Annotated in this window: 19 protein-coding genes and 4 pseudogenes; 9 read left to right on the top strand and 14 right to left on the bottom strand. The window is 71.2% G+C overall.

Translation table 11 applies throughout. The features are described from left to right. Window positions 1-243: 243 nt before the first annotated feature. Window positions 244-2,322: a SpoIIE family protein phosphatase gene (locus ACFY3J_RS13780; protein WP_390840902.1), complete on the bottom strand. Its 2,079-nt coding sequence runs from the start codon at window positions 2,320-2,322 to the stop codon at window positions 244-246. 310 nt (window positions 2,323-2,632) lie between these two features. On the opposite strand from ACFY3J_RS13780, the gene ACFY3J_RS13775 reads away from it, so the two are divergent. The 3 genes from ACFY3J_RS13775 (at window position 2,633) to ACFY3J_RS13765 (ending at window position 5,714) form a co-directional block, all read left to right on the top strand. Beyond that, window positions 2,633-3,004 carry a hypothetical protein gene (locus tag ACFY3J_RS13775; RefSeq protein WP_384179754.1) on the top strand — a complete coding sequence of 124 codons (372 nt, stop codon included), beginning with the start codon at window positions 2,633-2,635 and terminating at the stop codon, window positions 3,002-3,004. Window positions 3,005-3,082: 78 nt separating this feature from the next. Beyond that, window positions 3,083-5,098 carry an FAD-dependent oxidoreductase gene (locus tag ACFY3J_RS13770; RefSeq protein ID WP_390840901.1) on the top strand — a complete coding sequence of 672 codons (2,016 nt, stop codon included), beginning with the start codon at window positions 3,083-3,085 and terminating at the stop codon, window positions 5,096-5,098. A 64-nt stretch (window positions 5,099-5,162) separates the two neighbouring features. Next, window positions 5,163-5,714, top strand: coding sequence for a PadR family transcriptional regulator (locus tag ACFY3J_RS13765; RefSeq protein ID WP_384179758.1), 552 nt, complete (start codon window positions 5,163-5,165; stop codon window positions 5,712-5,714). A gap of 51 nt (window positions 5,715-5,765) precedes the next feature. Here the strand turns inward: ACFY3J_RS13765 and ACFY3J_RS13760 are convergent, their stop codons facing one another. After that, window positions 5,766-6,386 (bottom strand): hypothetical protein, encoded by a 621-nt coding sequence (locus ACFY3J_RS13760; RefSeq protein ID WP_390840900.1) that lies wholly within the window; start codon window positions 6,384-6,386, stop codon window positions 5,766-5,768. Between the two features lie 345 nt (window positions 6,387-6,731). Then, window positions 6,732-7,742, bottom strand: a complete 1,011-nt coding sequence (locus tag ACFY3J_RS13755; protein WP_390840899.1) for a fibronectin type III domain-containing protein — start codon at window positions 7,740-7,742, stop codon at window positions 6,732-6,734. Window positions 7,743-8,143: 401 nt separating this feature from the next. Between ACFY3J_RS13755 and ACFY3J_RS13750 the strand changes: the two genes are divergently transcribed. Then, a complete protein-coding gene (locus ACFY3J_RS13750; protein ID WP_390840928.1) occupies window positions 8,144-8,959 on the top strand; it encodes a glycoside hydrolase family 75 protein in 816 nt (271 codons plus the stop codon). Here the strand turns inward: ACFY3J_RS13750 and ACFY3J_RS13745 are convergent. From ACFY3J_RS13745 to dhaK, 3 genes are read right to left on the bottom strand one after another with little or no spacing between them, the layout of a single operon-like run. Then, the gene (locus ACFY3J_RS13745; protein WP_225077551.1) at window positions 8,944-9,354 is read right to left on the bottom strand and encodes a PTS-dependent dihydroxyacetone kinase phosphotransferase subunit DhaM; all 411 of its coding nucleotides are present in this window, start codon (window positions 9,352-9,354) and stop codon (window positions 8,944-8,946) included. The genes ACFY3J_RS13750 and ACFY3J_RS13745 overlap by 16 nt on opposite strands. A 1-nt stretch (window position 9,355) precedes the next feature. Then, window positions 9,356-9,961 carry a dihydroxyacetone kinase subunit DhaL gene (gene dhaL / locus ACFY3J_RS13740; RefSeq protein ID WP_384179766.1) on the bottom strand — a complete coding sequence of 202 codons (606 nt, stop codon included), beginning with the start codon at window positions 9,959-9,961 and terminating at the stop codon, window positions 9,356-9,358. 44 nt (window positions 9,962-10,005) lie between these two features. Further along, window positions 10,006-10,998: a dihydroxyacetone kinase subunit DhaK gene (gene dhaK, locus ACFY3J_RS13735; protein ID WP_384179768.1), complete on the bottom strand. Its 993-nt coding sequence runs from the start codon at window positions 10,996-10,998 to the stop codon at window positions 10,006-10,008. 439 nt (window positions 10,999-11,437) lie between these two features. On the opposite strand from dhaK, the pseudogene ACFY3J_RS13730 reads away from it, so the two are divergent. The 3 genes and pseudogenes from ACFY3J_RS13730 to ACFY3J_RS13720 form a co-directional block, all read left to right on the top strand. Next, window positions 11,438-11,628 (top strand): annotated as a pseudogene (locus ACFY3J_RS13730) (peptide synthetase); the annotation flags it as partial. Window positions 11,629-11,731: 103 nt separating this feature from the next. After that, complete coding sequence (locus ACFY3J_RS13725) at window positions 11,732-12,280, top strand: GNAT family N-acetyltransferase (RefSeq protein WP_384179770.1); 549 nt, start codon at window positions 11,732-11,734, stop codon at window positions 12,278-12,280. Window positions 12,281-12,527: 247 nt separating this feature from the next. Then, window positions 12,528-12,809: pseudogene (locus tag ACFY3J_RS13720) on the top strand (DUF664 domain-containing protein); the annotation flags it as partial. A gap of 52 nt (window positions 12,810-12,861) precedes the next feature. Here ACFY3J_RS13720 and ACFY3J_RS13715 read toward each other — a convergent pair. The 7 genes and pseudogenes from ACFY3J_RS13715 to ACFY3J_RS13685 all read right to left on the bottom strand — a co-directional run bounded on the left by ACFY3J_RS13715 (window position 12,862) and on the right by ACFY3J_RS13685 (window position 19,215). After that, window positions 12,862-13,164 (bottom strand): hypothetical protein, encoded by a 303-nt coding sequence (locus ACFY3J_RS13715; RefSeq protein WP_384180088.1) that lies wholly within the window; start codon window positions 13,162-13,164, stop codon window positions 12,862-12,864. Continuing rightward, window positions 13,088-13,342: pseudogene (locus ACFY3J_RS13710) on the bottom strand (IS701 family transposase); the annotation flags it as partial. The pseudogene ACFY3J_RS13710 and the gene ACFY3J_RS13715, both read right to left, overlap by 77 nt. Before the next feature lie 66 nt (window positions 13,343-13,408). Further along, window positions 13,409-13,636 carry a hypothetical protein gene (locus ACFY3J_RS13705; RefSeq protein ID WP_384179772.1) on the bottom strand — a complete coding sequence of 76 codons (228 nt, stop codon included), beginning with the start codon at window positions 13,634-13,636 and terminating at the stop codon, window positions 13,409-13,411. A 494-nt stretch (window positions 13,637-14,130) separates the two neighbouring features. After that, window positions 14,131-16,473: a SpoIIE family protein phosphatase gene (locus tag ACFY3J_RS13700; protein ID WP_384179774.1), complete on the bottom strand. Its 2,343-nt coding sequence runs from the start codon at window positions 16,471-16,473 to the stop codon at window positions 14,131-14,133. 284 nt (window positions 16,474-16,757) lie between these two features. Further along, window positions 16,758-18,053, bottom strand: coding sequence for a mercuric reductase (locus ACFY3J_RS13695; protein ID WP_384179776.1), 1,296 nt, complete (start codon window positions 18,051-18,053; stop codon window positions 16,758-16,760). Between the two features lie 303 nt (window positions 18,054-18,356). After that, on the bottom strand, window positions 18,357-18,761 hold the full coding sequence (locus tag ACFY3J_RS13690; protein ID WP_390840898.1) for a hypothetical protein: 405 nt from the start codon (window positions 18,759-18,761) through the stop codon (window positions 18,357-18,359). Window positions 18,762-19,062: 301 nt separating this feature from the next. Then, window positions 19,063-19,215: a hypothetical protein gene (locus ACFY3J_RS13685; RefSeq protein WP_384179778.1), complete on the bottom strand. Its 153-nt coding sequence runs from the start codon at window positions 19,213-19,215 to the stop codon at window positions 19,063-19,065. Window positions 19,216-19,292: 77 nt separating this feature from the next. On the opposite strand from ACFY3J_RS13685, the pseudogene ACFY3J_RS13680 reads away from it, so the two are divergent. Next, a pseudogene (locus ACFY3J_RS13680) lies at window positions 19,293-20,165 on the top strand (IS5 family transposase). 9 nt (window positions 20,166-20,174) lie between these two features. On the opposite strand, the gene ACFY3J_RS13675 reads toward ACFY3J_RS13680, so the two are convergent. Continuing rightward, complete coding sequence (locus tag ACFY3J_RS13675; protein WP_384180061.1) at window positions 20,175-20,636, bottom strand: GNAT family N-acetyltransferase; 462 nt, start codon at window positions 20,634-20,636, stop codon at window positions 20,175-20,177. Between the two features lie 485 nt (window positions 20,637-21,121). Between ACFY3J_RS13675 and ACFY3J_RS13670 the strand changes: the two genes are divergently transcribed. After that, a complete protein-coding gene (locus tag ACFY3J_RS13670) occupies window positions 21,122-22,780 on the top strand; it encodes a penicillin-binding transpeptidase domain-containing protein (RefSeq protein ID WP_390840897.1) in 1,659 nt (552 codons plus the stop codon). Window positions 22,781-22,968: the final 188 nt, after the last annotated feature.

Here is a 22,968-nt window from a genome sequence, read left to right as displayed (position 1 = left end):
CCTGGTCCGGTGGGTTGCCCGGCCGTCGTGTCGTCCGGTCACCGCGTTGCTCGGTCCGGTGGGCCGTCCGGCCGTGGGGGCGCGTCGCCTGGTTGTCGCGCTGCCGCGGGGGCCGGTCTGGTGGGCTGGGCTGTCGCCGGTGGCCTGTCGGGCTTCCGAAGCCATCGGCCGACCGGTTCCGGGTGCCCAGTGCCGTCGCGGCCACGTGCGTTGCCCGCCCGGGGCCGGTGGCGGGGTTGGGGGCTACGGCAGTGCCTGGGCGCGGGCGACGAGCAGGGCCACGTCGTCGTGGTTGTCGGGCTGGTGGAGTGTGCGCAGCAGGAGGTCGCAGAGTTCCTCCAGGGGCCGCGCCGGGCCGCCGAGCAGCGTCAGCAGCATCGCCAGGCGTTCGTCCAGGGACTCCCGGCGCGTCTCGACGAGCCCATCGGTGTAGAACACCAGCTGGTCGCCCGGCTCCAGGTGCACCGTCGTGGTGGAGAACGGGATGCCGCCGACACCCAGCGGAACCCCGGTGGGCAGTTCGAGCAGCTCCGGGGGACGGCCCACCGGGATCCGGGCCGGGGGCAGGTGCCCGGCGTTGGCGATCCGGCACCGCCGCATGCGCGGGTCGTGGACGGCGTAGAGGCAGGTCGCGATGGATTGGTCCAGGCCCTCGGTGATCCGGTCGAGGTGTTCCAGCAGCCGCGCGGGATCGAGGTCGAGCGAGGCCAGCGCCTTCGTAGCGGTGCGCGACCGCCCCATCGTGGCCGCCGCCGTGATGCCGCTGCCCATGACGTCGCCGACGACGAGGGCGGTCCTGTCGCGTTCCAGCGGGATCACGTCGAACCAGTCGCCGCCCACCTCGACGGTGGCGCCCGCCGGCTGGTAGCGGGAGGCGACCTCCAGCCCGCCGGTGACCGACGGGTGCCGGGGCAGCAGGCTGCGCTGGAGGGTGAGGGCGGCGTCGCGGGCGTTCTGGTACCAGCGGGCGTTGTCGATCTGCACGGCCGCGCGGGAGGCCAGCTCACCGGCCAGCAGCACGTCGTCCGCGCTGAACGGCTCCGGATTGCGGGTGCGCTTGAGGTCCAGCGCACCCAGCACCTCGCCCCGCGCGATCAGCGGCACGGCCAGATACGAGTGCACACCCGCGAGACCCAGCAGCACCGCCGCCTCCGGGGACCGGGCGATCCTGGGCAGGTCCTCGTTCCTGACACGCGGGACCAGGACCGGGCGCCCGGTACGCACACACAATGTGACCAGGCGTTCGGGGGCGTAACGGGCGATCTGCCCGGGCGGATCGGCTGCCTCCAGGGCGTCCGCGGCGCGGTCCGCCCGTACGGCCAGGGCCCGGATCACCGCCGGTTCGGCCGGTCCGAGGCTGCTGCGGCGCCCCTCGACCACGGCCTCCAGCAGGTCCACCGCGGCCACGTCGGCCAGCTCGGGCACGGCGACCTCGGCCAGTTCCCGGGCCGTGCGCTCCAGCTCCAGGGTGGTGCCGATGCGGGCCGAGGCGTCGGCGATGAGGGCCAGGCGGCGGCGCGCGGCCTCCGCCTCGACGCCCGCCCGGTACTGCTCGGTGATGTCGACGACCGACACGGCCACGCCCAGCACGGTGCCGGCGGCGTCCTCCAGCCGGTACAGCGAGAACGACCAGGCGTGGTCCTCGTCCGGATCGGCCGGGGTCCGGCCGACCGTGGACAGGTCGACGAGCGGCTGTCCGGTCTCCAGTACCCGGCGCGCCGCGGACTCCAGGGCTTCCGCGTCCAACTCGGGCAGCAGCTCCCGCACAGCGCGGCCCACGTGGTCCTCGGCGGGCAGGCCGTTGATCCGCTCCAGGGCCGGGTTGACGGAGACGTACCGCAGCCGGTTGTCCAGCACGGCCAGGCCGATCGGGGACTGCGCCACGATCCGCTCCGACAGCACCACGTCCCGCTCCAGCCGCCGTACGATCGACTGGTCGGCGGCGAGCCCGAGCGCGTAGGGCTCCCCGCGGTCGTCCAGCAGCCGCATGTTGCGGAACTCCACCAGGCGGGTGCTGCCGTCCTTGTGCCGGACGGGAAACGCGCCCGCCCAGCCCCGGCCGGTCCGCAGCACGTCCGAGAACAGCCCGATCACCAGGTCGAGGTGCTGCTCGTGGACCATGAGCCGGGCCGCGTGCCGCCCCAGCGCCTCCTGCGCCGAGTAGCCGAAGAGCTCCGCGGCCTGCGGGCTCCACAACACGATGCGTCCCTGGGCGTCGAGGACCACCGAGGCGACGCCCAGCACGTCGAGCAGTCCGCTCGGCCGTGCCGGACGGCCCGCCGGCTTCTCGCCCTCGGCCGAGGGAGCCCCGGAAGCAGTCATCCCACGCACCGCCTTCGCCCGTCCGCGCGGCCCGCCGTCCCGGTGCCGGTGCCTCTGCCGTACCGCGCCCGCGCCCGTCGCCGAGGCGGCCCGTCGCTTTCCTCCACCATCCCCCACCGCAAGGGCTCCTTCGCGCCGAATCGGCAGGAAGGGCCGATGCCCGGCAGGCGGGCAGGCGGGCAGGCGGGCAGGCAGCCCGCGGCGGTGGTGTTCTGCCGGGAAAGGGTGCTTTGCTGGTTTTTGCGAGGGGGCGGCCGCATGGAGGAACGGACATTCGTGCGGTACCCCGGCCACGAGAGGAGTGATCGCGATGGTGAGCGAGCCGGTGCACCCCGAATCCGTCTCGGTGGAGCTGAGCGGATGCAGCAAGGAAGACGCCCGGACCGTGTTCGACGTACTGTGTGCCTGCTTCTCCTCCGATCGGTGCGCGGACGACGTGCCCCGCGACTACCACGAGGTGCGCCCGACCGTATGGCTCGGCACGTTCGACGTGGCCGAGGAGCACGGGGCGGACCGCGGGCCCACCCGGCTCGGTGCGTCCGTCACGGCCGACGTGCAGGGCGGCTACTGGGCGATCGACCGTTTCCGCACCACCCTGGACTCCCTGTTCACCGTCCAGGACCTGTGTATGGCCTCCGGTGACCAGGAGCGCGAACTCCACGTCCGTCTGGAAAGCCGCTGACGCAGGCCGCCGAGGAGACCCCGAGGGGTTTATGCAACTAGTTGCATAAACCCCTCGGGGTCCTCTACAACTACGGACATGAGCCGTTACCCCCATCTGCTGCGCCCGCTCGACCTGGGCTTCACCACGCTGCCGAACCGCGTTCTCATGGGCTCGATGCACGTCGGCCTCGAGGAGGCCGACCGTGGATTCGAGCGGATGGCGGAGTTCTACGCCGCCCGGGCCCGCGGCGGAGTGGGACTCATCGTCACCGGCGGCATCGCCCCCAACGAGGAAGGGCGGCCGTACGAGGGCGGCGCGAAGCTCACCACCGAGCAGGAGGCCGAGCGGCACGCGACCGTCACCGCCGCCGTGCACCGCGAGGGCGGCCGGATCGCTCTGCAGATCCTGCACTTCGGCCGCTACGCCTACCACCGCGACCTGGTCGCCCCCAGCCCCCTCAAGGCTCCCATCAGCCCGTTCGTGCCCCGCGAGCTCACCGACGCCGACGTCGAGCGGACCATCGACGACTACACCCGCACCGCCCGCCTCGCCCGCCGGGCCGGCTACGACGGCGTCGAGATCATGGGCTCCGAGGGCTACCTCGTCAACGAGTTCATCGCCGCGCGGACCAACCACCGCACCGACCGCTGGGGCGGCTCCTACGAGAACCGGATGCGCTTCCCGGTGGAGATCGTGCGCCGGGTGCGCGAGGCCGTCGGCGAGGACTTCGTCATCATCTACCGGCTGTCCATGCTGGACCTCGTGCCCGACGGCTCGACCCTGGACGAGGTCGTCACGCTCGCCGGGGCCGTCGAGGCCGCCGGGGCGACCCTCATCAACACCGGCATCGGCTGGCACGAGGCCCGCATCCCCACCATCGCCACCTCCGTACCGCGCGGCGCCTACGCGTTCGCCACCAAGAAGCTGATGGGCCGGGTCTCCGTCCCCCTCGTCACCACCAACCGCATCAACACCCCGGAAGTCGCCGAGCAGTTGCTCGCCGACGGGTACGCCGACATGGTCTCCGTGGCCCGTCCGATGCTCGCCGACCCCGACTTCGTCGCCAAGGCCGCCGCCGGCCGCCCCGAGGCCATCAACACCTGCATCGGCTGCAACCAGGCCTGCCTCGACCACACCTTCAGCGGGCAGATCACCTCCTGTCTGGTCAACCCGCGCGCCTGTCACGAGACCGAGCTGGTGCTGTCCCCGACCCGGCGGCGCAAGCGGGTCGCCGTGGTCGGCGCCGGACCCGCCGGGCTCGCCTGCGCCGTCTCGGCCGCCGAACGCGGCCACCTGGTCACCCTGTTCGACGCGGCGGGCGAAATCGGCGGACAGCTCAACGTGGCCCGCAAGATCCCCGGCAAGCAGGAGTTCGGCGAGACGCTGCGCTACTTCCGCCACCAGCTCGACGCACACGGCGTGGATGTACGGCTGAACACCTGGGTGAGCGCCGGCGACCTGGCGGACTACGACGAGACCGTCGTCGCCACCGGCGTCACCCCGCGCACCCCCGACATCCCCGGCATCGGCCACCCGCGCGTCCTCGGCTACCTCGACGTGCTGCGCGACGGCGCACCCGTCGGCGACCGGGTCGCGATCCTCGGCGCCGGCGGCATCGGCTTCGACGTGGCCGAGTACCTCACCGACGGCGGTGACAAGGCGAGCGAGGACCCGGCGGCGTACTTCCGGCTCTGGGGAGTCGACATGGACCAGCGCGCGCCCGGCGGGCTCACCGTGCCGCAGCGGCCCGCGCCGCCGCGCACGGTGCACCTGCTCCAGCGCAAGACCACCAAGGTCGGCGCCGGACTGGGCAGGACGACCGGCTGGATCCACCGCACCGAACTCAGGCACCGCGGGGTCACGATGGTGCCCGGCGTGCGCTACGACCGGATCGACGACCGGGGCCTGCACATCACGGTCGACGGCACGAGCACGGTCCTGGAGGTCGACACGATCGTGCTGTGCACCGGGCAGGAGCCGCGACGCGACCTGTACGAGGAACTGGCCGCCGCCGGGCGCCGCGTGCACCTGATCGGCGGCGCGGACGAGGCCGTCGAACTCGACGCCAAGCGCGCCGTCAAACAGGGCACGGAACTGGCGGCGGCCCTGTAGAGACAACCGGCGACGGCCCCGCGGGCCCGGGGCGGGTGTGCCTCCTGTTCCTAGGATGATCCCCATGTCACTTCCGCACGCGATCCTCACCGCCCTGCTCGAAAAGCCGTCGTCGGGGCTCGAGCTGACGCGCCGCTTCGACAAGTCGATCGGCTACTTCTGGTCGGCGACGCATCAGCAGATCTATCGCGAGCTGGGAAGACTGGAGGCCGACGGCCTCATCCGCAGCCTGCCGGCGAAGGAGCCGGTCCGCGGGCAGAAGAAGGACTACGAGGTGCTGCCCGCGGGCCGCGCGGAACTGGCCCGCTGGACCGCCGCCTCCCAGGAGCCGAAGCGGCACCGCGACGCCCTGCTGCTGCGGCTGCGCGCAGCGGCCGTGGTGGGCACCGCGGGCCTTCGGGCCGACCTCGGGCGCCATCTGGAGCTGCACGAGCGGCAGTTGGCGGAGTACCGGGAGATCGAGGAGCGCGACTTCCCGCCCGGCAATGACAGCCCCGAGGACCGGTTGCGGCACCTGGTCCTGCGGGCCGGTATCGACCTGGAGACCTTCTGGACGCAGTGGTTCAGGCACGCGCTGGAGGAGTTCACCGAGCTGCCGGGCCAGGACCCGGAGTGAGGGCGGTCGGCCCCGGGGTGCGGTCGGAACCGGTGCGGCTGCGAGGCGCGGTCAGAACCGGGACGGTTTCGAACGGCGGCGCAGCACCCACCCGGTGGCGACCACCGCCGCCCCGACCAGGGTCCCGCCGACCGCGAGCGTGAGGGGACCGTAGTCCTTGACACCCCCGCCCACGCCGCCCAGCACACCCCGGGTCGGCACGACCGTGGGCGCGATGTTCGGCGCGTACGGTGCGACATTCGGGGCGTACGGTATGACATTCGGCGCGTACGTCTGCCGGGGCGGGGGAGCGGCCGTCGCGGTGGCGCGGCCGCCGGTGACGGCGATGGTCTGCGTGCCCGCCATGATGTTGTTCGCGCAGACGACGGCCACGGTGTAGGTGCCCGGGCTCACGCTCTGCCAGGCGGCGGACTGGCCGCCGGTCATCCCGGTGAGCGCCACCTGGCGTCCCTGGGTGAAGTTGGTCTGGCCGGCGGCGAGCAGCGAGGCCGTGCCCCAACGGCCGTTGACCTGGCTGCACACGCTGGTCGTCACGGACACTGTCGAGCCGTTGGCGGAGACGGATATCCCGGTACCGGCGGCGTCGGCTGGGCCGGCGGCGAGACCGAGTGCGAGTACGGCGGCCGTCGCGGTGACGGCTGCGGAGGGGGAGGGTGGCTGAGTGTGGCGCATGGGACTGTCCTCCGGCGGCACGGTCGGCGGACCATCCCATGTGCCGCCGGAGATAGGGGGATCGCCCGTGCTGCCTCGGGGCCAGCCAACGTCCCGCGGAGGCCGCCCGCATGCGGGGCGCGTCCGTACGGGTGGGCACCGCCCGGCCGGTCGGCGCCCGGTCGGGTGGTCCGGGCTGCCCGGTCGTTAGTCCGCGGTCCGGTGCTCGGGGCTGCCGGTCGTCACCGCGTGGACGGGTGTTCGGGGCTGCCGGTCGTCACTGCGCGGTCCGGTGCTCGGGACTGCCCGTTCGTCGCCGCCCGGACGGGTGTTCGGGCTGTTGTTCGTCACCGTCCTGTCGGGTGCTCAGGGCTTCCCGGTCGTCACCGAGCGCTCGGGTGAGAAGCCACCCCAGGTGCCGTCCGGGAGCATCGCCCGGATCCGCACCCGGTGGCCGACCCCGGCCTCGCGCCCCAGGTAGAAGCTGTACGAGGCCTTCTCGCGCGGTGCCGTGCCGCCCCAGACCAGGGAGGTGGCCGGCTGTCCGTCCAGCTGGATCTGGTACTGCGTCACCACACCGTCCGTGCGCGGCGGCACCCAGCTCAGATCGAGGTAGTACGCCCCGTCCGCCCGGTGAGTCGTGGCGCGGAAGGAGGACGGCGCGGTGGCCCGGCCGTCGTCGGAGCCCGGCGCGGTGGTGAGCCGGACGGTGGCGCCGGCGGGGGAGAGGTTGTCGGCCGCGTCGCGGGCCCGCACGGTGAACGCGTACGAGGTGCCCGGCCGCACGCCGGTGACCACCGCGGCGGTCTGGCTGCCGCCGACACTGTGGATCTTCGTTCCGCCCTGGTAGACGTCGTAGGACACCACGCCCCGGTCGTCCGTCGAGCGGGACCAGGACAGTTGGACGGCCCGGCTGCCCACCGCCCGGCCGCGCACGTCGAGCGGGCGGCTGGGAGCCGAGTGGTCGGCCGCGGCGGCGGCCGGTGTCGTCGCCCGCACCGGCCGGCTGCGCGGGCCGAGCCGGCCGTCGGTGCCCCGCGCCCGGACGGTGAAGACATACGTGGTCGACGGGCTGAGCCGGGTGACGTCCACCATGTGCTCCCGGGCTGGTACGGCCTTCACCTTTGTGGTGCCGCGGTACACCTCGTACCCGCCGATGTCCGAGGCCGCGGGCAGCCCGTTCCACATCACGTGCACGCTGGTGGCGCTCCCCGCGGCGGCGGTGACGCCGGTCGGCGCGCCGGGCAGCCGGCCGCCCTCCCCGTCGTCCGCGACGCTCCGGCCGCAGGCGGCGAGCAGCGCCAGCACGCCGCACAGCGCCACGACACGCCCGGGCGCGCGGGAAGGAGGGGAAGCGGGGGAGGGAACACGTCGCACGGGTCTGCCTCCCCGGAAACGGCGGCGTGGACGGCCCGGACGCCGCGCGAACAATGGTCCGGACCAATATAGGCGCGTTGGCGGGAGCGCATCAAGGGGGCCGGGGTTGGTGGGAGTTGCGGGGCGTTACGTATGCTGAAGTTCCTTCCGGGCTGAACCACCCTGCACAGCAGGGGAGTTCATGCTGTGGCGCGGGCAGCTGTCGTCGCTGTCTCCCGCGTCGTCACGGGCGGCCCGGGGGCCGGGTCGGCATGGACTCAGGTCCCCGGCCGTTCGATGGGTGGTGCGGGTCATGCGTCGTCCGGTCCCTTAACGTGGGCACCGCGCGACCGATTTCTTCGCAATTCACCTCCTGTGGGGTGAATACCTGTCAATGTCCCCGAGGAGAGGTGCCCCCCATCGTGCGTGCCCAGTCGCTGACGCTCGTCGCGGCGAGTGCCGCCCTGCTCGCTCCCACGACGCTCCCGACCCCGACCGTGCCGTACGCGTACCGCACCCGGGGGGAGCCCGCGGCGCGGTACGCGTACCGCACCCGGGCTGAGCCCGCGGCGCACGGCGAGGGAGATGTCCAGGCCGCCGACCTGCTGGCCAGGGTGCGTGACTGCACACGGGTCTCCCGCGGCCGCTACCGCCTCGACGCCGGGCGGCCCGCCACCGTCACGGTGTGCGGGCTGCCCGGCGCCGTCTTCTGGAAGGCCGACATGGACATCGACTGCGACGGACGGCCCACCGTCCGCTGCAACCGCAGCACCGACCCGCAGTTCTCCCCGACCGCGGCCTACGAGCAGTCCAACGGCCTCCGCCTGGACGCCGCGCGGCTGCCGTTCGTCGTCTTACCCGCCCCGAGCCGCATCTGGGACCACCGCGCCCACGGCGTGGGCGGGGGATCGGTGGCGGCCGTCGTCTACCGGGACCGCGTGCAGTACGCGGTCGTCGGCGACATCGGGCCGAGCGAGGTCATCGGCGAGGCCTCCTACGCCACCGCCCGGCGCCTCGGCATCCCCGCCGACCCGAACGGCGGCGGGGTCCGCTCCGGCGTGACCTACATCGTCTTCGAGCACTCCCGGATCAGCGCCATCGAGAACCACGCGGCCGCCGTGGCCACGGGCGAGCGGCTGGCACGCCGACTGGTGAACGGCGGGACGGCGACGGCACGGGCGGACGACCCGCGCCTTCCGCCCCGCGCCGCCCCGGACGCTCCTCACACCTTCCGGTAGCCGTACGCCTCCGAGGCCGCCGCCTCCACGGCGTCCAGGTCGGCTCCCGCCGCCGCCGTGACCACCGCGGCGACCGCGCCCTCGACGAACGGGGCGTCCAGCAGCCGTGTGTTCCCGGGCAGTTCGTCACCCTCGGCGAGCAGCGCCTTCACGGTGAGCACCGCGCTGCCGAGGTCGGTCAGTACGGCGACCCCGGCACCCCGGTCCACGGACGCGGCCGCGGCGGAGACCAGTTCCGCACTGGTGCCCATCCCGCCGTCCTCCCGGCCGCCGGCCGCGGCCACCGGCACGCCCGCCGCCCCGCCCGCCAGTCCTCTCGCCAGCTCGACCACCGAGGACGCCACCTCGGCGCTGTGCGACACCAGCACGATCCCGACCACCTTCTCGCCGCTCACGTCACGCCTCCGTCGAGGCCGCGTCGGCCAGTGCCGCGATCAGCAGGGCGGACGAGGTGGCCCCCGGGTCCTGGTGCCCGATGCTGCGCTCACCCAGATAGCTCGCCCGGCCCTTGCGGGCCAGCAGTGGTGTGGTCGCCTCGGCACCCGCCTCGGCGGCGGCGCGGGCCGCCCCGAAACCGTCACCGAGCGCGTCCACCGCCGGGACCAGCGCGTCGATCATGGTCTTGTCGCCCGGTGCGGCCCCGCCCAGCGTCATGACCCCGTCCACCCCGGCCCGCAGCGCCTCGGCGAGCTGCTTCTCGCTCACCTCGGCGGCGTCCCCGAGCGCCTTGCCGGTACGCCGCAGCAGCGTCCCGTACAGCGGCCCCGACGCGCCGCCGACCGTCGAGATCAGCTGCCGCCCGGCGAGGACCAGGATCGCGCCGGGCGTCTGTGGAGCCTCCTTGTCCAGCGCGGCCCGCACGGCCGTGAACCCGCGCTGAAGATTGCTGCCGTGGTCGGCGTCCCCGATCGGCGAGTCGAGGGCGGTGAGCCATTCCGCCTCGCGGGCCACGGACGCGGCGGTCGCCGTCATCCAGCGGCGGAAGAAGTCGGCGTCGAGCACTGGATCTCCCTTGCGTGGTAGGTACGGTCGATGGGCTCGCCGACTCACCGGCCCCAGCGCAGGCCCGGTGTGCTCACCGGCGCGTCCCACAGCCGCAATAGTTCCTCGTCGATCTGGCACAGGGTGACCGAGGCGCCCGCCATGTCCAGGGAAGTGACGTAGTTGCCCACCAGAGTGCGGGCGACGGCCACACCTCGCTCGGCGAGCACCCGGTGCACCTCCGCGTTGAAGCCGTACAGCTCCAGCAGCGGGGTCGCGCCCATACCGTTGACCAGAAGCAGTACGGGGTTGCGCGGGCTCATGTCCTCCAGGATGGCGTGCACCGCGAAGTCGGCGATCTCACCCGAGGTCATCATCGGCCGCCGCTCCCGGCCCGGCTCGCCGTGGATGCCGATGCCGAGTTCCAGCTCGCCGGCCGGCAGGTCGAAGGTGGGGCTGCCCTTGGCCGGGGTGGTGCAGGCGCTCAGCGCGACGCCGAAGCTGCGGGAGTTCTCGTTGACCTGCCGGCCGATCGACTCCACCCGCTCCAGCGGCTGCCCCTCGTCGGCGGCGGCGCCCGCGATCTTCTCCACGAACAGGGTCGCGCCGGTGCCGCGCCGCCCGGCCGTGTACAGGCTGTCGGTCACCGCCACGTCATCGTTGACCAGCACTTTCGCGATCTGGATGCCCTCGTCCTCGGCGAGTTCGGCCGCCATGTCGAAGTTGAGTACGTCGCCGGTGTAGTTCTTCACGATGAACAGCACGCCCGCCCCGCTGTCCACGGCCGCCGCCGCCCGCAGCATCTGGTCCGGCACCGGCGAGGTGAAGACCTCCCCCGGGCAGGCCGCCGAGAGCATGCCGGGCCCGACGAACCCGCCGTGCAGCGGCTCGTGCCCCGACCCGCCGCCGGAGACCAGGGCGACCTTCCCCGCCACGGGCGCGTCCCGCCGCACGATCACCCGGTTCTCCACGTCGACCGTCAGCTCAGGGTGAGCCGCCGCCATACCGCGCAGCGCGTCCGCCACCACGGTCTCGGCGACGTTGATGAGCATCCTCATGGGTACCTCCCAGTGATCTTAGCGAGTCTGGCCCTGACCTGTGACTTTGCTGGTCAGGGCACATAGCGGCGGCTGTTGTTGATCTTGGCGGTCCGTGACGATCTGAAGCGGTGCCCGGCTTTACTGACGGGGCATACGAGAACTCGGGTGGGCGGACATGGGGAAGCCGGAGCGCTCCTACCGGCAGTATCGGCCTTGCGGCAGCCAAGGTCACCTGTGGCGACCAGTCAGGCGAACGAGGGACGGGTGCCTACGGGCTTACCGGCCGTTTCTCAGGGCCGGCCTGCACCTGTGAGCCGGGGCGGGGGGAGTCTGGTCGAGTGGTGAACCTCTGTGCAGCGGAGGGGCTCTTCCCCCAGGTGGCGTCCGAGTCGTGGCCTGTCGCCTGCCGGGGGTGGACTGGTCTGCGAGGTGCCTTTCCTTCCAAGCGTGCGCTGATGGACCGACGCGTAGGTTCTTCGGCGGCACAGACGCCGGCCCGCCCGAAGCCCGCCCCCATCGGACCGGTGACCTCGTGCGCCGGCGGCCTGGCGGACGGCTCGAGTCCCTCGGCCGAGTGGACGACCAGTCATGATCCGCGGCCATCGCGTCGAACCCGGCGAGGTGGAGGCCGCGTTGCGCGCGCATCCAAGGGGTCAGTGTGACCGCCTGGCCCGATCGACGCGGAGGTGTCGAGGACGTCCGCGCGTGGATCGCCGGCCTTGAGTCCTCTGTGATCGATTAGGGTCGCTCAATGCTTGAAGGAAAGTTGGTAAGGCTGCGCGCGCTGCGCTCCGAAGACGCTGAGCACCATCTCCGGTGGCGCAATGACCCGGAGGTGGTGCGCTGGGCCGCAGGTGGTGACCCGTGTTTCGGCCCGGTCACGGCAGAGGCGATCGGGCTCGGCTTCGACACCATGCTGCGACTGAGCCCGAGGGAGTCGGCCGTGTTCACGGTCGAGGATCTGGCGGGCGGGAGGGTGATAGGCATGGCCGACTACCGGGATCTGGACCCGCACGCCGGAGTGGCCACGCTGGGAGTGACCATCGGCGAGCGGGAGTTCTGGGGCTGCGGCCATGGCAGTGACGCGTTGCGGCTGCTCGTGGGCCACCTGTTCGGTGCGTACTGCCTGAGCCGACTGGAGCTGGACACCTGGAGCGGCAACGAGCGCGCCGTGCGCGCCTTCACCAGGTTGGGCTTCCGTGAGGAAGGCCGCCGTCGGTCGGCTGTGTTGGTGGAGGGGGAGCGCTACGACCGCGTGCTCTTCGGGATGCTTCGCGAGGAGTGGGCGAACCCCGCGTGACGCCTTGGATGATCTTCCGGGGGCGTTTGCGGAGGTTCACCTCCGAGGCCGGGTGGCTCCGGCACACCCGGGCTCACCTGCGGCACCTGCCGAGCAGCACGGGGACGTTCGCCTGGACGGGAAGTGGAGAAGCGTGCGAACAGCAGGTGCCCGGCGCCGACCGGACACGACGGGCGGCGGCTTCACCATGAGGTACGCGACCGTGGCAGTCACGGCCGCGCGAGCCGGCGCGAACTGAAGGGCGGACTTGAGCGATCCCACCAGAAGAGCCGAACTGTTCGGCGGCGCCGACAGCGCTCGCCGGTTCACCGGCCCGACGACCGGCGACGAACGGCGGATGCTCATCGATGCCCTGAGCGCCCAGCGCGCCACGCTGCAGTTGAAATGCTCCGGCCTGGGCCCGGAGTTGTCCCTGCGGTCCGTGGAGCCGTCCACGCTCTCGCTGCTCGGCTTGGTCCGACACCTCGCCGATGTGGAACGCCGCTGGCTCCGGCGGGTCCTGGCCGGGCAGGACCCGCCAGCGACCTTCGACGTCAACGATCGCGTTGTGCAGGGCTGCGAGGGGCGAGAAGGGCGGTCTCTCAGGAGGCAACCGGTGCGGCACGCGGGACTTCGGGTTTGTGTCGCGCTACCGTGCCTGTGTGGCCCCGCGGCATCCCCCGTCCGCGGGGCCACACAGGCATGTCCTCCCCGTGGAGGTACACGCTCGTGCCGCTGTCGAGGTAGGCGCCGACGGCGACGGTGGTGTGGCTGTCGTCGGCGTGGGCGTGGATCGGGAGACGCCCGTGCCGGATGTCGTCGTAGATCGTCGTCGACGACCAGCACCGCCGCTTCGTCGTGGAGATGCTCAACGATGCATTCGCGTACGTCGTCTCGGACGGCATCGGCATTCCACACGGCCCGGTAAAACAGGTGCTGCGTGCCGTGCGGGGTTGTCTCCCCGGCCCACTCGACGATCGTCCAGCAGTTCTTACGCGGCAGGTCAGCAAGCAGCCGGAGCACGAACCGCCCGGCCGGCAGGCGGGGTTCGACCCGGGTGAACCGGCCCGCAATCCGGCCCATGGCCACCTCGAACGCCTCCGCCACCGGGCGGGATCCATGCTGTGGCCTGTGGCCACCGTCTCATCGTCAGTCCACACAACTCGCGATGATCAACGGTGGCCGCACCCGTTTCCACTGGTCCTGCCCGAGCAGGCCCCTTCTCGTGAGCGGCGGATCCTGGACGTGCTGCTGACCTACGAGGACGGGCAACGGCAGATCCTGGAGGTCGACGAGAAGCAGCACTTCACCGCGGCCCGTGCCCTGACCCTGGAGCACTATCCGGCAGATGTGGAGCTCGGCTTCGATGCTTCTCAATGGCTGGCCCGCTCACGACTCCTTACCGGTCGCGAACAGGCGGTGGCTTCGGAAAGCCGAAGCCACCGCTGTTCCCCGGTGAGGGAGGCCGCCATCGCCAGCGTGCCTTCAGGGATGCGCTGGCCGATCTGCTGCCGCCCGTGCACGGTTGGCTCCCGACCATCCGGATCAGTGATACGGAGGTCACCGCCATCATCGCCGCACCGGACGCGGTCTCGTCACTCAGGACACTGCTCCATGAACGTGGCGTACCAGCCACGCATCTCGGCTCCGAGTGAACCCGGCGGTCGGCCGTTACCCACCACGGCCGAACGCCGGCGCGCGCATCCGGCCGACGGCCAGGCCCATGTCCGTCCCGCATATGGAAGGTGCGGTCCGGCCTCGTCGCCCTGCCAGTCGCGCAGCGGCAGGGGTGGTGGGTGCCCGCAGGTGGTCGGGCAGAGTCGCCTGGCGGTGTGCGGCCTCTCTGAGGGATTGGCCCCTTCCCCGGCGTGTCAGCCCGTGGGCAGCGGCTGCTCGGTCCAGATGGTCTTGCCGTGTTGGGTGTAGCGGCTTCCCCAGCGTTGCGACAGCTGAGCGATCAGGAACAGTCCGCGGCCGCCTTCGTCGGTCAGCCGGGCCCTGCGCAGCCTTGGCTGGGTCTGGCTCGGGTCGGAGACCTCGCAGATCAGCACCCGGTCCTTGATCAGCCTCAGGCCCACGGGGCCGCCCGCGTACCGGATGGAGTTGGTCACCAGCTCACTGGCGATCAGCTCCGTGGTGAACGCCAGGTCCGGCAGCTGCCAAGCGCTCAGCTGCGCCGTCACCATCTCCCGGGCCCGGCCCACCGCCTCCGGGTCGGCCGGGAGCTCCCAGGTGGCGGTGGACTCCGAGGGCAGGACATGCAGCCGGGCCATCAGCAGCGCCACGTCATGGTCGGGCGCCTCGGGCAGCAGATGCCGGAGCACGGTGCGTCCGGTCTCCGCCGGCGACCGGTCCTCCTCCACGGCGGCGTCCACCTGCTCGCGGAGCTGCCGCAGCCGGCTTTTGGTGCCGTCCTCACCGTGCGTCAGCAGCTTGCCGGTGCAGAAGGCGAGCATCGCCCCCGGTTCCATCGCCAACTCCCGCGGTTCGAAGGGCAGACCGCCCACCCCGAGCGGCGGCCCCGGCCTGACCGCCGCGAAGCCGGCCCCCGGCCGTCCGGGAACGGACAGTACCGGCGGCGGATGGCCCGCACTGGCGATGGTGCACACCGCGGTGACCGGGTCGTACACCGCGTACACACATGTGGAGCCCAGGACGGTGCCCTGCCCGCGGCTCGACCCCGGAACCGCGGCCTCCGCCGCCGATAGCCGGATGACCAGGTCGTCGAGGTGGGTCAGCAGCTCCTCCGGTGGCAGGTCCATGTCGGAGAGGGTCTGCACCGCCGTCCGCAGCCGTCCCATGGCTGCGGCCGCCTCCACGCCGTGCCCCGCCACGTCGCCCACGACGAAGGCGACTCGGCAGGAGGACAGCGGGATCACGTCGAACCAGGTCCCGCCGATCCCCGTCGTGGATCCGGCCGGTACGTAGGAGCCGGCCGTGTCCGCCGCGCTCACCCGGACGACCGCCTGAGGCAGCAGACTGCGCTGCAGAGCCTCCGCAGTGCGGTGCTCGCGGGCATATCGCCGTGCGTTGTCCAGGCTGATGGCGGCCCGGGAGCCGATCTGCGCGCTCAGCTCCGCGTCGCTTTGATCGAAACGGGGCCGGTCATCGCCGCGCCACAACACCACTGCCCCCAGCAGCAGCCCGCGTGCCCGCAATGGCATCAGCAGCAGGGACTTCGCGGCGTCGGGCAGCACCTGGCGGCGTCCCTCGATCTCGTCCGCCAGCGCGACACGCAGCTCGGAGAGGTCCGGCACGGCCAGGGCGGTTCGGCGGTAGACGAACTCCCTCTCCGGTTCCCGGGCCCGTAGCGAGGCCCCGACCGGGAGCAGCTCGGCCGGCCAGACGCCGCTCTTGGCGGCCACCGCGACCCGCCGCAGCGGAGCTCCGAGGGAGTAGTCAGCGGGCTCCTCGCCCACCAGTGCCGCCTCCGCGAGATCCACCGCCGCCAGATCGGCGTACTCGGGCACCAGCACCCCCGCCAGTCCCTCGGCGGTACGGACGATGTCCAGCGAACCCAGCAGCAGCTTCTCCGCCCCGCGAAGGAGAGTCAGTCCGCGCTCCGCCTGCTCCCGGTCCGTGATGTCACTGAAGACGACCGCGACCCCGGTGCCGCGGCCCTCCAGGTCCTCCAAGCGCAGTGCCGACAGGGAGACGACGCGCTCCTGCTCGGGCGCCCTTCGGTGGTGCGTCCGGAACACCTCGTTGGTCACCGGCTTCCCGGTCTCCGCGACCTGGCGCAGACGCTGCCTGACCGCCTCGGCGTCCGCCGCCACAAGCACCTCGTCGAGGGCCACACCGCCCGGCCCGGTCCCGGTACCGGCGACCAGGCCGACGACGTCCGGCGGCTGATTGGTCCGCACGATCCGCAGATCGGCGTCATGCAGCACCAACCCGATCTCGGTCTGCCGGAACAGCGCTCGTAGCAGCGCGTCGTCCTGCTCCCGATCCGCGGCCGTCGTTGCCGGTACCGCCCGTACCAGGCACTGGGCCTCGGAACCGCCATTCAGCGGCAGCACCTCCAACCGGACCGCCACGGCCTGGCCGCCACGGTGGAGCAGCAGTGCAGTGCCGCCGGAGGGGAGCAGCCCCTCGCCGGGCTCGGCGAGCAGATCGGCGAACGGCCTGCCGATCAGCTCCCCGACCCCTACGCCGAGCAACTCCTCGACAGCGGGAGTGCACGCCAGCACCGTCCCGCGGTTGTTCAGCACCATTCCCGCTGCGTCGCTCCTCGGTCGCCCGGCGACGTCGGCTACAGGATTCGCACTCGTCTACCTCACCCCCGAGCACAGTGGCGGCTTGCCTTCCATTCAACCCGTCCACATGTCCCACTGGCATCCCGAAGCAGGCTGTTCCGATGCCGGCCGCCGGGTCGCAGACCGCGTGGACCAGGCGCGAAGGGCCGGGCGGGAAGCGCTCGGAAGAATGTACGGTCCCGGCTCGCGTGGCCGATCTTCTCGCCGGCCGGCAGTCACGGCAAGCACCGTTGCGGTACTGGCTAGGCGTCGAGCGTCATGAAGAGGTTGTTGAGGCCCTCCGCCAGCAACGGGTGCGTGAAGATGGCGTCGGCCATCGCGGTGTGCGGGAGCTTGCCCAGCATGGCGACCTGGATGATCGTCATGATCTCGCCGCCTTCCGCGCCGAGCACGGCGGCGCCGAGGATCTGCTGTGTGCGCGCGTCGATGACGGCCTTCATGAAGCCGCTTGTCTCCCCGGTCTCCAGAGCACGGATGACGGCGTTCATCGGCAGCTTCGCGACGCGGACCTCGCGGTTCTGCTCCCTGGCCTGCCGTTCGGTCATGCCGACGCGGCCGAGCTGCGGATCGATGAACACGGTGTACGGAACGATCCTGTCCCGGGTGCTCGCCTTCTCGGGGCCCAGCAAGTTGGCGTGGAGGATCCGGTAATCGTCGTAGGAAAGGTGGGTGAAGGCCGGGCCGCCCTTGACGTCGCCCATGGCGTAGATGCCGGGGACGGAGGTTTCCAGATACTCATCGACCTCGATGAAGCCGTTGTCGCGCAGCCGGATGCCGGCCGCCGCCGGCGCGAGCGCCTCCGTGTTGGGGACGCGGCCGGTAGCCGACAGCAGGTGGGAGCCCTCGATCTGCTGTTCGCCGTCCGGCGTGCGAACAGTCAGCCGCACTCCGCCGCCGGCCTCCTCGATCCGTTCCGGCGTCGTCGAAGTCAGGACCGTGATCCCGTCATCGCGCAAGATGGCGGCGACCTCGTCGGAGACGTCATCGTCCTCTCTCACCATCAGGCGCGGGCGGGTCTGGACGATCGTGACCTCGCTGCCGAACCTGCGGAACATCTGCCCGAACTCCAGCCCGATGCAGCCGCCGCCGAGGATGATCAGGTGCTCAGGGAGTGCGCCCAGCTCCATGATCGATGTTGAGTCCAGGACAGGGACGTTCTGGGCGCCACTGATCGCCAGCGGCCTGGGTCTGGTGCCCGTGTCGATGACGATCAGCGGTGCGCTGATCCGGTGTGTCCGGCCGTCCCTCATGGCGATCTCGATCGTCTTGGGCTCCGTGAAACGGGCCTCGCCTTCGATGAGGTGGAGCCCGTCCTGCGCCAGGCGGCTCGCGTAGTTCTCCCGCGCGCCCGCGACCATCGCCCGCTTTCGCTCCCGCACGGCGGCGAGGTCGACCGACACCGGACCGGTCCGCACGCCGAACTCCGCGCCGCGTCGTGCCTGGTGGGCGAGGTGCGCGCTGGCGACCATCGTCTTCGTCGGGGTGCACCCGGTGTTCACGCAGACGCCGCCGAGGTGGTCGCGCTCGACAAGCGCCACCTTCTTGCTGCCTTCGCCAGGTCGACGGGGAGGAACCGGCCGCCCTGGCTGGTCCCGATCACAATCACGTCATAGCTTTCGTCTGCCACAGCGGGATCGTAACCCTGTGCTTCCATGCGTGCGCGCAGAGTGTTCGGTGGCTCCCGTGGTTCCGAATTGCGCGGAACGCGGGGACGAGCGTGGGTGGCTATGTGGCCGGTGGGGCCGGCGGGCTGTGATCAGGAGCCGCGAAAAGCTCGGACCGAATGACCCGGTGGGGATCGGGCTTGGCCGGATGCCACCGGGCCACACACGTAAGCCGCCTCACCGGCATGTACGCCGGTGAGGGGGCTGTCGTGAGCGGTCGGAAGAAGCGTCCGGGACCAGGTCGCGATCCACGATCACCGCCACCTTGCCCACGACGCCATGGCCCGCTTTCAGCGACTGCAGTCCCGCACTGATTGCCTCGATGGTCCGGCCGATGTGCGGGACCACAAGTCCCTGCGTCGCCCACTCCATGGCCAGAGCCATCCCGCGTTGGAGAAAGGCGCGCGCCTCGCCGTCGAGCGTGGCGGGTTCGGAGAAGTAGCCCCGGGAGCCGTCGTCCCCAGCTGCCGGGGTCAGGGTCCAGACGTCCTTCCGTTCCGTCTCGCTCGGCAGCCCCCACAGATGGAGCACCGCGCGCCGCCGAGACTCCACCCGCCCGAACCGGCCCGCGAACGTCGCCACGAAGTCATCCGACCCACTTGACGGCCCGCCGGCTACCTGTCTCACCACGGAGTGGTCAACGACGGGGCGATTTACGCGTCACGCAGTGTCGTTGCGGTGCTGGTAATCCAGCCGGACTTGGTGGCGCCGCCATCGGGACCAGTTCGCCGCCCGGTCGCGGCGTGCAGATGGCGCCGGGGGGTCAGCTGCCGGCAGACGACGGATTTCGGCTGGCGTGAGGTCCACGAGGTCGGGTGTGTCGGTCGCCGACCTGGTCAGCGCCCCAACCCCACTGACGAATCGAGGTCAACGCCCATGGCGGTCACACTTGGTCCGGGCCGCGAGCGCCATACCGCTCGATCAACTGGTCGGCGATCGCATCAAGGTCCTGCCCGACGTGGTTGGGCTGCGGGCCGACGTCGAGTGGCGCGTTGCCCTCCCGAAGGATGAGCGCGGCCTGCCAGCCGGCCGCCACAGCGCCGATCGTGTCCCAGACGTGGCATGCGATCAGGCAGATGTCGCCAGGCTCGACGTTGGGAGTGATCTCGGTTCGTGACGCGTGGAGATCTGACGAACGCGCAATGGGCGGTGTTGGAACCGCTGTTCCCGAAGGGGGAAGAAGCCCGGACGGCCACCGACGTGGGCCAGGCGGCAGCTGATCAACGGCATACGGTTCCGGGTTCGCACCGGCATCCCATGGCGGGACCTGCCCGCCGAGTATGGGCCGTGGGGCCGGATATACGACCTGTTCGCCGGTGGCAACGGCACGGCACCTGGCATCGGATCTTCACCGAGCCCCAGGCCCGGGCCGACGCGAAAGGACTGATCACCTGAGACATCAACGTCGACTCCACCGTGTGCCGGGCCCACCAGCACGCCGCCGGGGAGAGGAAAAAGGGGAGCTGCAGAAGGAGCCGCCTGGCGGCGTCACCGTCGAGCCGGACGACCACGGACTCGGGCGCTCGCGCGGCGGCCTGACCACCAAGTTGCACCTGGCTGTCGAACAGGGCCAGAAGCCCATGTCCATCGTGATCACGGCCGGGCAGCGGGGCCATTCCCCGCAGTTCGAGCCGGTCCTGAACAAGATCCGTGTCCCGCGTCTTGGGTCGGGCAGGCCGCGCACCCGGCCCAATCGCGTGCGGGCCGACAAGACATGCGCTTCCCGGAAGAACCGCGCCTACCTGCGGCGGCGGGATCCGCTGCACCATCCCGGACAAGGCCGACCAGGCCCGCAACCGCAAGAAACGCGGTTCGCACGGCGGCCGGCCGCCGAAGTTCGACCCACAGGACTACAAAGCTCGACACGCAGTCGAATGCGGCATCAATCGCCTCAAAAGCCACCGGGCTGTGGCCGCGAGGTATGACAAGCTCGCGGTCCGCTACGAGGCGGCCGTCCTCGTCGCGGCCATCAACGAGTGGCTGTGAATGGCCACGTCACGATGGCGCTGCGTAACAGCGGACGGTCACCGTCTGGTGCGGACTCCACTGCTGCACGACTGTGGCCATCAGCTTCCAGCCCAGCCGCTCATACAGGGCCGCCGCCGCGGTATCGGATGCGACGACGTCGAGCACCGGATGCAGGCCACGACGCCGCGCTTCCTCCACTGCTCGGCCGATCAGCAGCGCACCGATCCGATGTCCCCTCGCCTGCGGGGCAACGAACAACCTGCTGACCACGGCGGTCATACCCCGCGTCGACCCGTTCCGCTCGCTCCACAACGTCGGGGCCAGATCGCCTTCGCCGCCTTGCGACAAACTGACATGCCCAACCAGGCCGCCTTCGAGTTCGGCAACCCAGGAGCCCAGCAGGGGACCGCGTGACAGCCACTCGTCAGGCTGATCCGGCCAGTTCACCGGATAGCCGTCGCGCGCATGGACCTCCGCGAGGACCCGCACGCACTCCTCAACGTCACCATCAGCCCTCTGCCGGATCCAGCGGCTCGGCCTCTCATCAGGCACCCCGGAGCTTTCGATGTTCACTCCGCCATAGAAACACAGGCCACAGAGTCACAACCAGCCACTTTCGATACACGCCCCTTGTCCGGGCGGTCATGTTCGGAGCCGGACGGCGAGGGCTGCTGCGGTTGCGGTACCGACGTGGCCGCGCTTGTCGTAGCGAGCCGTCCGCGTATTCCACGGCAGTACCTCTCGCGGCCTCTCCAGGTCCTGTGAAGTGCGCAGGAGGAGTAGGGCGCTGCCCCGGTCGAGGTGGAACCCGATCCGCTTCCCTCCCTGGGCGATCTCGGCGTTCCCGCAGCCCCACTCGGCATGGTCCTTCAGGCGGTGGCCGCTGAGGTCGCCAAGGGACAACTTGACGGTCCGATAACGATCTATCGAAAGCCGGTGCCTGCACAGCGCGAAGCAAACATACGATCCGTCGCATGAACAGAGCTGTGAAGATCGGCATTGCCGGTACCTGCACGGCGCTGCTCGTCACCGGGGGAATCGGCGCGTACAACATCGTGCACGGGCTGACCTCCGGAGCTGCGGGCGGCGGTCGGGCCGAGGCCGGGCACTCCGTCGACGCAGCGGCCGTATCAAGCTCACCGCCGTCGGACGCCAAGGCCGTGAAGCTGACCCGGGCGTTCCTGGACAGCTGGTCCAAGCAGCACCTCGACGGCGCGGCGAGCGACACCGACGCGCCGGACGCGGCCGCGCGGGCGTTGCGGGAGTACACCGACGGGCTGGACCTGAAAAAGCTGACCTTCGGTCAGGTCACCGCGGTGGGTCGGTCGATGGTGACGCCAGGCGCCACCAAGGTCACCTTCCTCGTCACGGCCCAGGTGGCGGGCGGAACCTGGATCTACCCGAGCGCAGTGGCGGTGGTGCAGAGCACGGGCGGCCAGATGGCCGTGCACTGGAACAACTCGGTGCTCTACCCCGGACTGGGCGAGGACCAGTCGTTGACCGCAGGCGCGCTTCCCGCCGACGCGAGCACCGCCAGGGTCGTCGCCAGCGATGGGAAGACGGACCTGGTCACGTTCCCCTCGCTACGGGACATTACGGAGACCATCCGCAAGAACGCCACGCCCACCGGTGGCAGCACCGGCACTGGTGTGGCCGTGGTCGACGCCGGTGGAGCAGGCGTCGAGACGCTGCAGGTCTTCTCCAAGGGGAAGGCCCCGGTGATCGAGACGACCATCGACGCGCGCCTCCAGGCCGTGGCCGAGGGTGCCGTGAAGGACGAACACCTGGGTGAGAAGGCGGCCGGCGCGGTGGCGCTCGACTGGAGGAACGGCCACATCCTCGCGATCGCCCACACGGGCGCGGACGGTGACATCGCCATCAACGGCATCAAGTCGCCGGGCTCCACCATGAAGATCATCACCTCTGCCGCCCTGTTCGACCAGGCGGGCCTCACTCCGAGCAGTCCTGCCCCGTGCACGGAGTCTCTGATCGCCAACAGCCAGTCGTTCCACAACGACTCGGGCGTGAGGGCCGACGCCGACGCCACGATCGCCCAGGCGTTCACCGTGTCGTGCAACACCTCCTTCATCAAGGACGGCTTCCGCTACCTGGTGCACGACGGGGACGCCTCCGCTCTGCACGACGAGGCTGTGAACGTGTTCGGCATGGGCAGTTGGTCGATCGGCGGCGGGGTCGCCACCACCGACCCGAGCATTCCGCCGGACGTTGAGCGCGGCGACCAGGCAGCCCAGTTCATCGGCCAGGGCAAGGTCGCGGCCACGCCACTCTTCATGGCGTCCGTGGCGGCCACTGTGCGCAACGCCGGCTTCAAGCAGCCGATCATCCTGCCGGGCCAGTACCAGGACACCGCGCCGCGGCCCATCTCCGCCCGTACAGCCGGATACCTGCAATCCATGATGCGCAGCGTGGCCACCAGCGGTACCGCGGCACCGCGCCTGGGCGGGCTGGCGGGCGTCGGCGCCAAGACGGGCACCGCTGAGGAAGGCGACAGCACCAACGGCTGGCTGACCGCGTACAACTCCCGTATCGCCGCTGCCGCGCTGGTCGAAGGCGGCCGCTCCGGCGTCGACTCCGCCGGCTACGTCGTCCGTCCACTGCTGACCGCGAACTGACTCATCCTCAGCAGGTGGTTCCCCTCGGCGCCGCGTCCGCCTTCGGTGAGGAACGGATGCGCTCCTGCTGGGACAGCGGTGAGCGGGTACCGCCTCCTGCCGGGTTCGCGCCGACAGGGGGATCACCTCACCTTCGCCCGACACATCCTCAACGACCCGTGCCGACAGCCGCGAAAGTCCAGCGGGGC

The organism is Streptomyces sp. NPDC001231 (assembly GCF_042896885.1).
Classification (GTDB): Bacteria; Actinomycetota; Actinomycetes; order Streptomycetales; family Streptomycetaceae; genus Streptomyces.
The sequence above is the reverse complement of the archived record's forward strand: the minus strand, read 5'-3'. Positions and strand labels throughout refer to the sequence as shown.

Excerpts from the sequence above, each read along its gene's own strand:
- ACFY3J_RS13765 (WP_384179758.1), top strand. The coding sequence starts at position 5,163 with ATGTCACTTCCGCACGCGATCCTCACCGCCCTGCTCGAAAAGCCGTCG.
- ACFY3J_RS13775 (WP_384179754.1), top strand. The coding sequence starts at position 2,633 with ATGGTGAGCGAGCCGGTGCACCCCGAATCCGTCTCGGTGGAGCTGAGC.
- ACFY3J_RS13770 (WP_390840901.1), top strand. The coding sequence starts at position 3,083 with ATGAGCCGTTACCCCCATCTGCTGCGCCCGCTCGACCTGGGCTTCACC.
- ACFY3J_RS13780 (WP_390840902.1), bottom strand. The coding sequence starts at position 2,322 with ATGACTGCTTCCGGGGCTCCCTCGGCCGAGGGCGAGAAGCCGGCGGGC.
- ACFY3J_RS13760 (WP_390840900.1), bottom strand. The coding sequence starts at position 6,386 with ATGCGCCACACTCAGCCACCCTCCCCCTCCGCAGCCGTCACCGCGACG.
- ACFY3J_RS13670 (WP_390840897.1), top strand. The coding sequence starts at position 21,122 with ATGAACAGAGCTGTGAAGATCGGCATTGCCGGTACCTGCACGGCGCTG.
- ACFY3J_RS13715 (WP_384180088.1), bottom strand. The coding sequence starts at position 13,164 with ATGCCGTCCGAGACGACGTACGCGAATGCATCGTTGAGCATCTCCACG.
- ACFY3J_RS13725 (WP_384179770.1), top strand. The coding sequence starts at position 11,732 with ATGCTTGAAGGAAAGTTGGTAAGGCTGCGCGCGCTGCGCTCCGAAGAC.
- dhaK (WP_384179768.1), bottom strand. The coding sequence starts at position 10,998 with ATGAGGATGCTCATCAACGTCGCCGAGACCGTGGTGGCGGACGCGCTG.
- ACFY3J_RS13700 (WP_384179774.1), bottom strand. The coding sequence starts at position 16,473 with ATGGTGCTGAACAACCGCGGGACGGTGCTGGCGTGCACTCCCGCTGTC.